A 15,024-nucleotide genomic window follows, 5' to 3' on the forward strand; every position below is an offset into this window, starting at 1 on the left:
CTGAACTGGGGTTTCACCACCCCGTCGGACAAGGTTTCGGTACCCCGAACATTTCTCTTCGCAGTGCGGTAGAGTGGTCGGCACGCCAGACGAAACCACCGATGCCCTGGGGGTGCGTGATGACCGCGATGATCGAGCCGACCACCGTCGTCCGTCGATCGGTGCTGCCGACCCGCGAGATCGGCGGTGTCGCGTGGCCGGTCTACAAGCTGCACGCGGTGGTCGCCGCGCTCGTCGTCGCCGTGGTGTCGCTGGCGGTGTTCACCTCGATCGAGGCCACCGCCTGGCTGTCGGGACTGACCCTGCTGCTGGTCTGGTGGGGTGAGCGTTACCGCGCCGGGAAGGCCGCCACTGCATCGCGGTCCCATCCGGCCGGGATCTCGTAGATCCGTCCGTCGAATCCGGCGCGGAACAACCGTCCCGCCGAGAAGCCCGAGCCGCCGCGGCCATAACTCAGCACGCTCGAGGACGCCAGACCCTGTGCGAGCACGCAGTAGCGGCCCGGTCCGGTGATCCGCACGATCCGGCCGTCGGCGTTGAACGGCACCACCGGGCGGTCCCGTGAATCGAGTGTCAGCCCGTCGGGCGCCGCCGTCACATCGGCGCCGCCGAGGGTGAGCAGACTCTGCACCACCCGCGGATTCGCGGTCGAGATCCGGCTGACCCCGGGGTTGACGAACGTCCGCGACACGTACAGGAACCGGTCTCCACGACCGAGTACCGCGCCATTGGCGCTCGGCAGCGTCCCCCACGCCGCATTCACCTGTCCGCCGGGTGACACCCGTCCGATCAGTGTGCCGAAGTCGTTGGTGGCATAGACATCTCCGTTTGCGGCGACATCCATACCGTTGGCGGCCGACAGGCCACCCACCCACGGCCGCAGGTTCCCGGTCCGCACGTTCAGGCGGGCGATCGCCCCGCCGCGGATCACGTCACCGGCCGCGACACGGGCATCGGCACCGTAGCCGACGAGCAGGGTGCCGTCCGGAGCCCACGCCAATGCGCCGGCCCCGCCGGAGGGGACCCGGGCGATCGGGACCGCCGGCGCACCGGGCGCGGCCAGCCGGAACACCCGACCACTGAGCAGATCGGTGGTGTAGGCCGCCCCGGCCGCGTCGACGGTGAGGCCTTCCAGGGCCGCTCCGGGCACCGTGCCGACCAGGCGCGGAGGCGGTGCGGCACCGCACGATGCGGCCGAGGCCGGGGCGCCCCCGACCGCCCCGATCAGGGTGACGGCCAGTGCCCCGATGCCGGTGAGCACGGCGATGCGTAGGGCTGCGGTACGACGGTGAGATGTCATGCGAGGCTCCGAACCGTCATCCGGGGGTGGACCCGGACGGCTGGCACTGTGATGACCGAGACTGTGATATCCGACACTGGGGAGTGTAGGCGCGTGCGTGGCCTGCGGGAAGGTCTCCTTCCGGGCTCGCCCCGGAAGTGGCCGTCTGCGGCGACGGTGAGACCATGGATGTCGTGAATACGCAGCATGCCACCACTACTTCCGTCCCGGGTTCCGCACTGAACGCCGCCGCCATCGACGCGGCCGCCGAGCGGATTGCCCCGGCGGTGGCATGCACCCCCCTCGAGGCGGCGCCGCGAATCAGCCGGGACGTGGGCGCCCAGGTCTACCTCAAGCGGGAGGATCTGCAGTCGGTCCGGTCCTACAAGATCCGCGGCGCGTACAACGTGATGGCGCAGTTGTCGGAGGAAGAATGCGCACGTGGCGTGGTCGCCGCCAGCGCCGGCAACCACGCACAGGGTGTGGCCTTCGCCTGCCGGGTGATGGAGGTGCACGGCCGGATCTATGTGCCGACCACCACCCCGAAGCAGAAGCGGGACCGTATCCGCTGGCACGGCGGTGAATTCGTCGAACTGATCGCTGTCGGCGACACCTATGACGCGGCCGCGGCCGCGGCCCAGGCCGATGTCCTGCGCACCGGTGCCACCTGGATCCACGCCTTCGACGACCCGCGCACGGCGGCCGGACAGGGCACCATCGCCCGCGAGATCGTCGATCAGCTCGGTCGGGTACCCGACGTGGTGATCGCCCCTGTCGGTGGTGGCGGTTGCCTGGCCGGCATGGCCACCTACCTGCGGGCCCTGAGCCCCGAGGTCACCATCGTCGGCGTGGAGCCGACCGGTGCCATCTCACTCGCCGCGGCCCTGGTCTCCGGCAGTCCGATCACCCTCGACGACATCGATCCCTTCGTCGACGGCGCAGCCGTCAAGCGCATCGGTGGCCTCGGTCACGGCGTGATGGCAGGACTGGGCTCGTCGGTCACCGCCCATCCGATCCTGGAGACACTGTCGGCGACTGCGGACACCCGGGTCCTTCCGGACGAGCCGGTGGCCCTGCCCGCCGGCGCCGCACACATCACCCACGTCGACGAGGGCGCCATCTGCACCACGATGCTCGAGCTGTACCAGAACGAGGGCATCATCGCCGAGCCCGCGGGTGCACTCGCCGTCACCGGCCTGTCGCAGCTCAAGCTGCCCGACGACGCGACCGTGGTGTGCCTGGTCTCCGGTGGCAACAACGACGTCTCCCGTTACGGCGAGATCATCGAACGGTCGCTGGTGCATCAGGGGCTCAAGCACTATTTCCTGGTCGACTTCCCGCAGGAGCCCGGCGCCCTGCGACGTTTCCTCAACGAGGTCCTCGGCCCCGACGACGACATCACCCTGTTCGAGTACGTCAAGCGCAACAACCGCGAGACCGGTGCCGCCCTGGTCGGCATCCAGCTCGGCAGTCGTGACGGTCTGCCCGGCCTGCTCGACCGGATGGACCACTCACGCCTCGATTGCGTTCAGCTGAAGTCGGATTCGCCGGAGTACCGCTACCTGACCTGATCCGACCCACCGGGATGTCGGCAATCATTGGTGGTCTGTAGGAAAAGACGAGATCCGAACGGCGGTGACCACTTTGGTGGTTGAGCCGGCTGATCGTCTGTTGAATCAGGTGAGATGCGAACGGCGGTAACCTTTTTGGTGGTTGAGCCGGGACCGAGCCGATAGGCGAGGACCCGTGTCGAAACCCGGTGGGTCGGGTTGCGGGGGTTTCGACTCGACTTGTCGCTGCGCTCCGCGTCGGCTCAGCCGTCGTCGGTTTGGTGAGATGTGTACGGCGGTGATTGCTTTGGTGGTTGAGCCGGCTGATCGTGTGTTGGATCAGGCGAGATGTGAACGGCGGTGATCGTTTTGGTGGGTGAGTAGCCTGATCGTCTGTTGAATCAGGTGAGATGCGAACGGCGGTAACCTTTTTGGTGGTTGAGCCGGGACCGAGCCGATAGGCGAGGACCCGTGTCGAAACCCGGTGAGACGACGATGTCGGCAACCACCGGGAACGGGCCAACGCTCACGCAGTCGGACGTCGGGGACCGATCGCCACCGAATGTCCGCCCAGCCGGAGTCCTCCCGGTGTCACGTCGTACTCGCCCCAGCCGAGCCGTACCGCCGACACCGACACCCCGCCGACGTCGACAGCGTCCTCTCCGAGGTTGCACACCACCGCCCATCGGCCACGGAACATCGCGAACCACCGGGCATCCTCGTCGAACTGCGTCGTGGTGGAACCGAAGTCCACTCCGGCGAACGCCGGTTCGGTCTTGCGCAGGGAGATCAGATCGCGGTAGAACGCGAGCATCGCGGCGTGCTCGGGGAGTTCCCGTTCCGACCAGTCCAGCTTCGATCGCAGGAAGGTCTGCGGATCCTGGGGGTCGGGGATGTCGTCGGCGTCCCAGCCGTGGGCGGCGAACTCGGCCTTGCGTCCTCGGGCAGTGGCCTGCCCGAGCTCGGGCTCAGGGTGGGACGTGAAGTACTGGAACGGGGTTCGCGCCGCCCACTCCTCACCCATGAACAGCATCGGGGTGAAGGGGGAGAGCAGCACCAGGGCGGCCTTGATCGCGATCTGCCCGGCATCGAGGTAGGCGGTCGGCCGGTCGCCGATCGCGCGGTTGCCGATCTGATCGTGATCGCAGGTGTAGGCGAGCAGGGCGGTGGTGGGTAGGGTCGGCGGGATCGGGCGGCCGTGGTGGCGACCGCGGAACGACGAATACGTCCCGTCGTGGAAGAACCCTCCGCGCAACACCTTCGACAACGATTCCAGGCTTCCGAAGTCGGCGTAGTAGCCCTGTCGTTCCCCCGACACCGCGGTGTGGATCACGTGATGGATGTCGTCGTCCCATTGCGCGGTGAGTCCGTAACCGCCGGCCTCGCGCGGGGTGAACAGGCGTGGATCGTTCAGATCGCTCTCGGCGATCAGCGACAGCGGACGGCCCACCTCCGCCGACAGCGCATCCGTCGCCTCGGCCAGGGCCTCGAGCAGATGCACCGCTCGATGGTCGACCAGCGCATGTACCGCGTCCAGACGCAGTGCGTCGACGTGGAATTCGTCGAACCACCGTAGCGCGTTCTCGACGATGAACCGTCGCACTTCGTCGGAATCGGGTCCGTCGAGATTGAGCGATGCCCCCCACCCGGTCGAACCCCCGAGATACGGACCGAACTTCGACAGGTGATTGCCCGACGGTCCGAGATGGTTGTACACCACGTCGAGCACCACACCCAGCCCGCGGACATGGCATGCGTCGACGAAACGGGCGAATGCCTCCGGGCCGCCATAGGTCTCCTGCACGGCATACCAGCCGACCCCGTCATAGCCCCAGTTGTGGGTTCCGTTGAACGCGTTGACCGGAAGCGGTTCGACCAGGTCGACGCCCAGATCCACCAGGTCGTCGAGGTGTGCGATCGCGGCGTCGAATGTGCCGTCGGGAGTGAAGGTTCCGATGTGCAGCTCGTAGATCACCGCACCCCGCACGTCACGGCCGGCCCAGTGCGCGTCGTGCCACACCGCGTCGTCGACGGTGAACAGCGCCGACAGTCCGTGAATCCCTTCGGGCAGTCGCGCCGACCGCGGGTCGGGTACCGGATCGTCGACACCCGCCATCACGAATCCGTACCGCAGTCCCGGGCCGTCGACGACGCCGAGCGCGGCGAGTGCGCCGGGATCGGGTCGATACCAACCGGGTTCGTCGTCGGGGAGCATCGCCACAGTGGATCGTCCGGTCAGGTTCGGGGTGTCGACGACGAGGTGCAAGCGCTGCGCGCTCGGCGCCCAGACACGCACCTCGTCGAGCGTGCGAGGCGGACGGAACGGACGTGTCGGCGCGGTGTCGCAACGAGTCGGGCGTTTCTGCCCCGATTGCTTCTCCGCGATGGTTATCGTGGCGTCACCTGATCGGGTGTGGTCCCTCGCCGGGAGGCGACCATCCTGTGGTTCGCTCATCGTCCTCACCTTAGGTTCGCGATGGGAGAACTGCAGGCCACACCGGGTGTGACCCATGCCATAAGAGACTAAGGCGGTGCGGTATATTACTGGCGACCAGGCCTGCCAGGGGGGCGACGCGATGGTTGAGAGACGCAGGGTTGGGGATTGAGTACTGACGTGGAGGCTCCGGGGGATGGGGCCGCGGCAAAGGGCCGGGGGAAGCCGAACGCGGCGACCACCTGGTTCCGTGAGCACGTGGTCGCCAGCTTCGAGACATTCGGTCGTCAGCTGGCGATGTTCGTCGAGGTCTTCAAGGTCCTGATCGAGGACATCGTCAAACGACGATTCCCGTTCGGCGAGTTCATCCGTCAATGTGCCTTCATGTCGAGCACCTCGGTGTTCCCGACCCTGCTGGTCGCCATCCCGATCGGGGTGATCGTCTCGATCCAGGTCAGCAACATCGCCGGCCAGATCGGCGCGACGTCGTTCTCCGGCGCGGCCACCGGGCTCGGTGTGATCCGCCAGGGCGCCCCGCTGGTCACCTCACTGCTGCTGGCCGGCGCGGTGGGCTCGGCGATCGCCGCCGACCTCGGCTCCCGCACGATCCGCGACGAGATCGACGCGATGAAGGTGATGGGCGTCAACCCGGTGCAGCGCCTCATCTCACCGCGCCTGCTGGCCACCATGGTCGTCAGCTTCCTGCTCTGCGGCTTCGTCTGCTTCGTCGGATTCATCACCGGCTACGTCTTCAACGTCTACTTCCAGGGCGGCACACCAGGCAGTTACACCGGCACCTTCGCGGCGTTCGCCTCGGTGTCGGATCTGTTGTTCGCCCTGATCAAATCGGTGATATTCGGTGCGATCGTGGCCATCGTCGCCTGCGACCGCGGCCTCAACACCCGTGGTGGGCCCGCGGGTGTGGCGAACTCGGTGAACGCCGCCGTCGTCAACTCGGTGCTCCTGCTGTTCACCGTCAACGTGGTCCTGACCCAGCTGTTCGCGATCCTCGTCCCGACGAAGGTGGTGTGAGATGACCGCATCACGCTACGTACCGCCGCTGCTGCGCCCGGTCGAGGCGGCCAAGGGCGTCTACCGCGCCCCACGTGACGGCCTTGCCCAGATGGGTCACCTGATCACCTTCCTGGTGCGGTCGATCGGCGCGGTGCCCATCGCATTCACCCACTACCGCAAGGAAGTCTGGCGTCTGCTCGCCGACGTGGCCTGGGGTAACGGCGCGATCGTCGTGGGTGGCGGCACCGTCGGTGTCATGGTGATCCTCGGGGTCATGGGCGGCGCGACCGTCGGCATCGAGGGGTTCACCGCCCTGCACCTGCTCGGTATGGACCCGGTGACCGGAGCGCTGTCGGCGTTCGCCACCACCCGCGAGATCGCTCCGCTGCTGGCGGCGACGGCGTTCACCGCCCAGTCCGGATGCCGGTTCACCGCCCAGCTCGGGTCCATGCGGATCAGCGAGGAGATCGACGCGCTCGAGTCCATCGCCATCCGCCCGCTGCCGTACCTGGTGACCACCCGGATGTCGGCGGCCGTCCTCGCGATCGTGCCGCTGTACTCGGTGTCGCTGGCCGCGAACTACCTCGCCTGCCAGATCATGTTCCAGCTGCAGAGCGGGCAGGGCAACGGCAACTACCTGAACTACTTCCATTCCTTCCTGGTCTCGCCGGACATGCTGTTCTCCTTCCTCAAGGTGATCGTGTTCGTCCTGCTGACCACCTTCATCCAGTGCTACTACGGGTACTTCGCCTCCGGCGGTCCCGAAGGAGTGGGAGTGGCGGCCGGCCACGCGATCCGGCTGGCGATCATCGTGATCGTCTTCGCGAATCTGATCATGACGCTGGTGTTCTGGGGAACATCACCCGGCATCAAGATCTCGGGTTAGGGGGCGGCATGCAGATCTCCACCGATGGCGCCAACCCGTCGCTGCTGGCCTATGTGCTGCGCGGCCTGGCCTTCGTGATCGCCCTGGCGATCCTGTTCGTGTTGCTGTTCATGCGCTATCAGGGCGTGTTCACCCAGACCGTCTCGGTGGACTCGCAGCTCACCGACGTCGGCGACGGCCTCAACGACGGCGCCGACGTCCGCTACAACGGCCTGATCGTCGGGCAGGTCACCGGCGTGCGACTGGCCGACGGTCAATCCGGCACCGGTGGGCAGGCGTTGCGGCAGGTCGACATGGACATCCTGCCCGGCCAGGCAGACGGTATCCCGGCCAATGTCACCGCCCGCACCGTCCCGTCGAACCTGTTCGGCGTCAACTCCGTCGAGCTGGTCCAGCCGGGCGATCCGGCGCAGCAGCACCTGGAATCGGGGGCCACCATCCCCGCCGACCGCACTCTGGAGACGGTCAAACTGCAGGACGCCCAGAATCAGCTCCGCACCCTGCTCAACGCGGTGCCCCCGGAACAGCTCGCCGCGGTCCTGGGCACCATCGCCGACGCCCTCAACGGTGGCGGTCAGGTGTTCGGCATGTTCGTCGGGGTCCTCGACCAGTACTTCAAGACGATCAACGACCAGTTCCCGCCCGGTGCGCCGTCGGGTTTCGACAACTTCAACAACTCGGTACGCGGACTGGCCCAGTCGTCGCCGCAACTGCTCGACACGCTCGGCCGCAGCGTCATCCCGGCCATGACGATCGCCGAGAACCGGGACTCGCTGACCGCACTGCTGTCGGCGGCGCAGAGCGTCACCGACGAGGTGCAGGCACTGTTCGCCGCCAACGGTGACGCGGGCAAACGCGTCGTCGCCGACGCCAACACGATGCTCGGTGCGGCCGTCTACCACGAGGGTGCGCTGCCACAGGCGCTGACCGCGCTGAATAACCTCGCGGCCAAGGTGCTCACCGTGTTCACCGGTGTCAACGGGCACGCCCAGCTCAACATCGGCGTCAGCTTCAGCGCCTTCCAGCGCTACACCCGGCAGAACTGCCCGGTCTACAACGGCGGCCCCTACGGTCAGCTGCGCGGCCCCGGCTGCGTCGGACCGGGCACCGGAACCGGACCCACCAGCTCCGGACCGCTGCTGGTGTACCCGCAGGACGGGATGCGGCGCAACGCCGCCCGCCCGGCCGGATCGGTCACCACCGGCACCGACAACCAGACCCTGCAGACCGCGCTCAACCGCAAGCCGTCGGCCGCCGACACCCTGATGCTCGGCCCGCTGGTCCAGTCGGTGACACCCACCCAGACCGCGCCCACCCAGACCGCACCCACCCAGACCGCACCCACCCAGACCGCACCCGCCGGGCCGAACGGAGGGGGACGATGAGCGCCGGTCACGCCACGATCCGCAAACCGCTGATCGGGTTCTCCCTGTTCGCCGTCGTGGCGCTGCTGTTGACCTACGTCATCTACTCGACGCTGGAACGGTCGGTGTCGGGCGAGACCACGGGGTTCAGCACCACCTTCTCCGACGCATCCGGCCTCGCCGTCGGCGACGACGTCCGCATGGCCGGGGTGCGGGTGGGTCGCGTCCAGGCGATCGAACTCGACGGCGGCAAGGCCAAGGTGTCGTTCGAGGTGCAGGACAACCAGCCCATGTACACCACCACGCAGGCCGCGATCCGCTACCAGAACCTGATCGGCCAGCGCTACCTCGCGTTGAGCCTCGCCGACGGTGATGCGCAGCCGTTGTCGGCCGGATCGAGTCTGCAACAGCCGTCGGAGGATTCCTTCGACGTCACCAAACTGCTCGCCGGGTTCCAGCCGGTGTTCGACACGCTCACCCCCGAGCAGGTCAACGACCTGTCCAACGGATTGCTGCAGGCCTTCCAGGGTGACACCGTGTCGTTGAGCAACACCGTGGCCCAGGTGGGAAAGATGGCCTCGGACATGGCCGATCGCGATGTGGTGATCGGGGCGATCATCGACAACCTGAGCAGCGTGATGCGTGACCTGTCCCGGCAGGGCGACCAGGTCGGCACGCTCATCGACTCGGTCAAGCAGGTCGTCGAGAGTCTCAACGCACATTCGGCGCAGTTCGGTCAGGCCGTCAGCCAGATCGGCGACACCGCAGCCGGGTTCGCCGACGTGCTCAGCCAGACCCGCGGTGACCTGGCCCAGGCGGCGACCTCGGCCGACCAGGCCACCGCCAAACTGATCGGCAACGGCGCCAAGCTCGACCGGATGGCCATCGACCTGCCGATCTTCCTCGGACATTTCCCGATGGTGCTCGGCGAGGGGGCCTACCTGAACATCTACGCGTGCGATCTCGACATCGCGATCGGTGACGTGTTGTTCCCGCCGGGGATCATCAACAAGATCGGCGGCACCAAGCATTCGGTGGTGTGCCGATGAGGTCACGTCTGCGTCGCAGCTTCGACGGCAACCGCCGACTCTGGTACGGCCTGGTGGGTGCTGTCGTGATCGTCGCGCTGGTGCTCGGCGTCACCGCGCTCGCCGAGGCCGACCTCGGCAAGAAGACCTACACCGCCGATTTCGCGCAGGCCGGCGGCATCCGTCCCGGCGACAAGGTGCGTGTGGCCGGTATCGACGTCGGGAAGGTCGCCGCGACCGAGCTGCAGGGCAACCACGTCCACATGACCATGAAGGTCGACCGCGACGTCGACGTCACCTCCAACGGCTCCGCCGAGATCAAGCTGTCCACCCTGCTCGGGCAGCGGTATGTCGATGTGTCCCTGGGGAACTCACCCGATCCGGCACCCGGCGACGTGATCTCCGAGACCCGGGTGCCCTACGACCTGCAGAAGACCATCGAGAAGGGCACCCCGATCCTCGAGGGCATCGACGACGCCGAGCTGTCGCAGAGTGTGCGAGCACTGAACCGCCAGCTCGCCGGGGCCCCGGCGGTGACCAAACCCACCCTCGACGCGCTGACCCGGATGTCGGACATCATCACCAGCCGTCGCGACCAGATCAACCAGCTGGTGATCGACACCCGTACCGTCACCTCGATCGTCAACGACTCGCAGACCCAGCTCGCGGTGATCGTCGGACAGGGGGCACAGCTCACCCAGAAGATCGTCGCCCGTGAGTCGCTGGTGACCAAGCTGCTCGACGGGATCGCCGCGCTCACCGAGCAGGCGAAGGCCCTCGCGGCCGAGAACGGCAATCAGTTCGCGCCGATCATGGCCAACCTCAACACGATCAGTCAGGGCCTGGAGAAGAACCGTGCGAACCTGCGCAAGCTGCTGGAGATCCTGCCGGTGACCGCACGTCTGACCAACAACATCCTCGGCGACGGACCGTACGCCAACGGATATCTGCCGTGGGGGATCTTCCCCGACAACTGGCTGTGCCTGGCCCGGGTGGTGGACGGATGCTGACCTCGACGACCGAATCGGCGACCACTGCGGGCACCGACGCCGCCGTGCTCCGACGCCGCCGCATCTGGGCCCCCGCGGTCCTGGTGCTGCTGGCCGTCGGTCTGCTGTCGGGATGCTCGCTGATCCCGGCCGGATGGAAAGCCGCGGCCGGACAGGCCATCGAGGTGTCGGTGTTCTTCCCGAACGTGGCAGGCCTGCACACCACCAACGACGTTGCGGTGCTGGGTATGCCGGTGGGGCAGATCACCAAGATCGAGCCGCAGGGCAACCGCGTCAAGGTCACCTTCACCCTCGACAAGGACGTCCCGGTACCCGCCGACGCCACGGCCGCGATCGTCAACACCTCGATCGTCACCACCCGGCACATCGAGCTCACCCCCGCCTACTCCGGTGGGGCACGGCTCGAGGACGGCGCGGTGATGCAGAACGAGGGAATGAGCCCGGTGTCGGTGGGCGACCTGTTCGACGCCGTCGACAACCTCATGGTGTCGTTGTCGGGGGATGCGCCGGGGGAGGGCCCGGTCGCCGACATGATCGACATCACCGCCGGGATCACCGGCGGCAACGGGGAACGGCTGCAGGAGGCCATCAACCAGCTCGGCAGCGCCTCACAGGTGGTGGCAGGCAACGGCGACGGGATCGTCGAGATCGTGAAGTCGGTGCAGTCGCTGACCGCGGCACTGACCGCCAACTACCCCAAGATGAAGGCGTTCTCGTCGTCGCTGAACCAGGTCAGCGAGATGCTGGGCAGGCAGTCACCCGGTCTGGTCGCCACCCTCGCCGACCTCAACCAGACGCTGCTCAACACCTCGGAGTTCCTGCACAACAACAGTTCTGCCATCGGGTCGTCCACCGGACGGCTCGCCGCGCTCGCCGAGAACCTGAGTGACTACTCGAGGCAGGTGGTCGAGACCATCGACGTCGGACCGTTGCTGTTCCAGAACCTGTCGAACTCGGTGTCGGCGGAGCAGGGCGCGTGGCGGGCGCAGGTGCTGCTGGACAAGTCGCTGCTCGACAACCAGCTGCTGTCGCAGTTCTGCCGGACGATCAACCTGCAGAAGAACGGTTGTGAGACCGGGCAACTCGCCGATTTCGGGCCGGACCTGGGTGTGTTCTCCGCACTGTTGGAGCTGAGCAAATGATCGGGGGCATGCGGATGCGCAAGGCGCTGCTGACACTGATCGTCGGGTCGATGCTCGCGGTGTCGGGGTGTGGTGTGGTGCCCGGACTGACCGTCGAGCAGATCCCGTTGCCTGCACCGGGCAACCTGGGGGAGACCATCAAGCTGACCGCGTCGTTCGAGAACGCCCTGAACCTGCCGTCGCGGGCCAAGGTGAAACTGTTCGGCTCCGACGTCGGCGAGGTCACCGAGATCCGGGCGGAGAACTACAAGGCGATCGTGACGATGCGGGTCTCCACCTCGTCGCGGGTACCGGCGGGCACCGGGGCCGAACTGCGGCAGGCGACGCCGCTGGGTGACGTGTTCGTCGCACTGCTGCCACCGAACCGACCGACCGACGGCTACCTGGCCGACGGCGACACGCTGACCGGACCGACCTCGGCGGCGGCCACCGTGGAGGACCTGCTGGTCAGCATGAGCGGGTTCGTCGACAGCGGATCGCTCGGCTCCACCCAGCAGATCATCACCGAACTCAGTGCCGCGGTGTCTGCGGGGCCGGACAGCGGCACCCAGCTCGGTGGCGCGATCGACGGGCTGACCACGGCGATCACCAAGCTCAACCAGAACTCGGCCGAGGTCGACACCGCGATGCGTAACACCCGGGTGCTCACCGGGCAGTTCGCCGACGGGCGGGCGCAGATCATGGCGGCGATCAACAAGCTGGCGCCGGCATTCAACACCATCAACGGCCAGATCCAGCTGATCCTGACCACCCTGGACAAGACCAACCGGGTCACCGCGGCCACCAACGACTTCCTGCGCAACGACAAGCAGAACCTGATCGAGATGATCGGACATCTGGCGTCGCTGCTCGACGAGCTCGACTCCGGGGTCAACACGCTGGGGGCGCTCTCGGACAATCTCGTCGAGCTCACCCCGAAGTGGGTCAAGTCCACCAACTCGAGCGCGGCATCGTTGTCGGCGAAGGTCTACTACCTGAATCCGGGCGCCGGATTCGATTCGGCCAGCAGGCTTCCCGAACTCCAGGATCTGGATGCAGGTGGTCGGTCGTTGCAGCAGACGCTCACCCGGCTGCTCGCACGGCTCACCGGGACACGGGGGTGCTGCGGATGAGTGGGGTGTTCGGATGGATGCGCAAGCACTCGGTGGGATTGGGTAATCTCGCGCTCGTCCTGGTGATGCTGCTGGGGCTGTCCTATCTGACGTTCGGGGCGTTGCGGTGGCAGCCGTTCCAGGGGCATTACCAGCTGACGATCCAGTTCCCGATCTCGGGAGGACTGCAGGACACCTCGCCGGTCACGTTGCGGGGTGCACGGGTCGGCGACGTCGACTCGATCCAGGTGCGTCCGCAGTCGGTGGAGGTGAAGGTCTCCATCGACGACCACGTGAAGATCAACCGCAACACCATCGTCGCGGCCCTCGGGTTGTCGGCGGCCGGTGAGCAGTACGTCGACTTCCAGCCGCCGACCGCCGACGGCCCCTATCTCGCCGACGGCGACACCATCAACGTCAACCAGACGTCGGTGACCACACCGTTCCCGGAGCTGCTGGAGACGACGCTCGGTGTGGTGGACCAGATCCCACCGGAGAAGCTGACGGTGATCGTCGACAACCTCGACATCGCGCTCAACCCCGACAGCGAGACCAACGACCTCAAGGCGCTCTTCGACGCCGGCGGGACGATCTTCGCCGACCTGTACCGGGTGCTGCCGCAGACCACCAAGCTGATCCAGGAGACCGGAACCATCCTGAAGACCACCGCCGACATCCAACCGGATTTCGGTGGCACCGTCACCGCCATGAGCAATGTGGTCAATGCCGCGGTCGCCGCCGACCGGGAACTGCGCACGTTGCTCGGCAAGGGGCCCGCGCAGCTGACCAGCCTGACCGGTTCGCTCAACGAGATACGCGATCCGGTGACCGATGTGCTGGGACAGTTCGTCGACATCGCCCGCCAGGGTGCATTGCGGGCCCCCGCGATCGTGAATCTGCTGCCGTCGATCCGGGACGCATCCATCAAGAGCCTCACCATGTTCCACGACGGTGCGTGGTGGGCGTTCGGCGCGATCTATCCGCGCCCGTACTGCGACTATCCGATCACTCCGACCCGACCGACCAAGATCCTGGAGCTCACCATCCCGACCAATCTGTACTGTGTGACCGAAGACCCCAACCAGCAGGTCCGGGGGTCGGCCAATGCGCCGAGACCGGCGGGGGACGACACTGCCGGACCACCGCCGAACTACGACCCGAATGCGCGCACGGTCCCACTCGACAAGTAGCGGCGAGGAATTCTCTGAGATGACAACTGTGGACGACAAAGACACCGACAGCACCGACACCGCCGACATCGAGAACGTCGACAACGGGACGGAGAACACCGTCGACGTCCCGGACAGCGGTGACGCGGCCACCGGTGACATGCCCGAGAAGAAGGCCGAGAAGGCCGTGCCGCTGTCCAAGAGCGGTCGTGCCCGGGCACGGGCCGGGACGCAGGCAGACGAGCCCGAACCCGCACCGGTGACGAAGAAGGAGGGGCGGGAGTTCTCCATCACGCTGTCGGGTCGCTCGCTGCGGCGCGCGCTCGGTGCCATCGTGGTGATCGCCCTCGTCGTCGCCGTCGCCGTGCTCGGCTGGCTGGTCTACCAAGGAGATCAGAGGCAGTCGGCGTTCGACGATTCGAAGCAGGTGTCGGAGGACTTCGTGACCCGGCTGGTCACCACCATCAATCCGGGAAACACCGACAAGTACAAGGAGATCCTGGGGCCGTTGTCGACGGGTGATCTGCGCAAACGGCTCGAGCAGGACCGCGCGGACACCGAACAGAACAGCCAGGCCCTCGCGATCGAGGCGACATCCAAGATCGTCTCGTCGTCGGTGGAGTCCGTCGACGACGACACCGCCAAGACGACGGTGATGGCCGAGGTCACCGCCAAGAGTGCCAATGTGCCCAACGGCGAGACCCGACTGATGATCTTCATGCTCGACCTGAGCAAGGTCGACGGTCAGTGGTTGGTGTCGGAGTTCAGCGGCCCGCCCGGATCCACCAAGAGCGGCATCGTCGATCCGTCGCAATCGCTGCCCGGTCAAGGACAGTCCGCTGCCCCCACGACGACCCCGGCACCGGAGCCTACGCCGGCCGGCTGAGAGAGCCGCTGTCGCACCATCTGTGGATGGTTGGGGTTTGGAGTGCGGCTCAACCATCAACTGGCGCACTATTCTTGGATGGTTGAGCCGGGACCGAGCCGTTAGGCGAGGACCCGTGTCGAAACCTGGTGACCCGGTGTGGGTGGTTGCTTTCCGACGTCGGCCGGCGGA

At 66.8% G+C, this 15,024-nt stretch carries 13 protein-coding genes; 11 read left to right on the forward strand and 2 right to left on the reverse strand.

Annotated elements, in window-relative coordinates:
* The first annotated feature begins 119 nt into the window (after positions 1–119).
* Positions 120–386: a hypothetical protein gene (locus GD1_RS07090; protein ID WP_053777352.1), complete on the forward strand. Its 267-nt coding sequence runs from the start codon at positions 120–122 to the stop codon at positions 384–386.
* Here the strand turns inward: GD1_RS07090 and GD1_RS07095 are convergent.
* The gene (locus GD1_RS07095) at positions 329–1,300 is read right to left on the reverse strand and encodes an SMP-30/gluconolactonase/LRE family protein (RefSeq protein WP_059036491.1); all 972 of its coding nucleotides are present in this window, start codon (positions 1,298–1,300) and stop codon (positions 329–331) included. The genes GD1_RS07090 and GD1_RS07095 overlap by 58 nt on opposite strands.
* Before the next feature lie 164 nt (positions 1,301–1,464).
* Here GD1_RS07095 and ilvA point away from each other — a divergent pair, with 164 nt between their 5' ends.
* Positions 1,465–2,850, forward strand: coding sequence for a threonine ammonia-lyase IlvA (gene ilvA / locus GD1_RS07100; RefSeq protein ID WP_059036497.1), 1,386 nt, complete (start codon positions 1,465–1,467; stop codon positions 2,848–2,850).
* 505 nt (positions 2,851–3,355) lie between these two features.
* Here ilvA and treZ read toward each other — a convergent pair.
* Positions 3,356–5,125: a malto-oligosyltrehalose trehalohydrolase gene (treZ, locus tag GD1_RS07105; RefSeq protein ID WP_244882568.1), complete on the reverse strand. Its 1,770-nt coding sequence runs from the start codon at positions 5,123–5,125 to the stop codon at positions 3,356–3,358.
* 396 nt (positions 5,126–5,521) lie between these two features.
* Here treZ and GD1_RS07110 point away from each other — a divergent pair, with 396 nt between their 5' ends.
* The 9 genes from GD1_RS07110 to GD1_RS07150 are packed head-to-tail and all read left to right on the forward strand — an operon-like array spanning position 5,522 to position 14,853.
* A complete protein-coding gene (locus GD1_RS07110; protein WP_020790610.1) occupies positions 5,522–6,295 on the forward strand; it encodes an MlaE family ABC transporter permease in 774 nt (257 codons plus the stop codon).
* A gap of 1 nt (position 6,296) precedes the next feature.
* Positions 6,297–7,163 carry an MlaE family ABC transporter permease gene (locus GD1_RS07115; protein WP_020790605.1) on the forward strand — a complete coding sequence of 289 codons (867 nt, stop codon included), beginning with the start codon at positions 6,297–6,299 and terminating at the stop codon, positions 7,161–7,163.
* Positions 7,164–7,171: 8 nt separating this feature from the next.
* Positions 7,172–8,548: an MlaD family protein gene (locus GD1_RS07120; RefSeq protein WP_059036493.1), complete on the forward strand. Its 1,377-nt coding sequence runs from the start codon at positions 7,172–7,174 to the stop codon at positions 8,546–8,548.
* Positions 8,545–9,576, forward strand: coding sequence for an MCE family protein (locus GD1_RS07125; protein WP_020791733.1), 1,032 nt, complete (start codon positions 8,545–8,547; stop codon positions 9,574–9,576). The genes GD1_RS07120 and GD1_RS07125 overlap by 4 nt, the downstream gene beginning before the upstream one ends.
* The gene (locus GD1_RS07130; protein ID WP_020791739.1) at positions 9,573–10,565 is read left to right on the forward strand and encodes an MCE family protein; all 993 of its coding nucleotides are present in this window, start codon (positions 9,573–9,575) and stop codon (positions 10,563–10,565) included. Before GD1_RS07125 ends, GD1_RS07130 begins: the two co-directional genes overlap by 4 nt.
* Positions 10,559–11,707, forward strand: a complete 1,149-nt coding sequence (locus GD1_RS07135; RefSeq protein ID WP_083533935.1) for an MCE family protein — start codon at positions 10,559–10,561, stop codon at positions 11,705–11,707. Before GD1_RS07130 ends, GD1_RS07135 begins: the two co-directional genes overlap by 7 nt.
* A gap of 8 nt (positions 11,708–11,715) precedes the next feature.
* Positions 11,716–12,819, forward strand: coding sequence for an MlaD family protein (locus GD1_RS07140; protein ID WP_307190336.1), 1,104 nt, complete (start codon positions 11,716–11,718; stop codon positions 12,817–12,819).
* Complete coding sequence (locus GD1_RS07145; RefSeq protein ID WP_053777391.1) at positions 12,816–13,988, forward strand: MlaD family protein; 1,173 nt, start codon at positions 12,816–12,818, stop codon at positions 13,986–13,988. Before GD1_RS07140 ends, GD1_RS07145 begins: the two co-directional genes overlap by 4 nt.
* Before the next feature lie 19 nt (positions 13,989–14,007).
* The gene (locus tag GD1_RS07150; RefSeq protein ID WP_157079396.1) at positions 14,008–14,853 is read left to right on the forward strand and encodes an Rv0361 family membrane protein; all 846 of its coding nucleotides are present in this window, start codon (positions 14,008–14,010) and stop codon (positions 14,851–14,853) included.
* Positions 14,854–15,024 lie beyond the last annotated feature (171 nt).

The organism is Gordonia desulfuricans NBRC 100010 (genome assembly GCF_001485495.1).
GTDB classification, from domain to species: domain Bacteria; phylum Actinomycetota; class Actinomycetes; order Mycobacteriales; family Mycobacteriaceae; genus Gordonia; species Gordonia desulfuricans.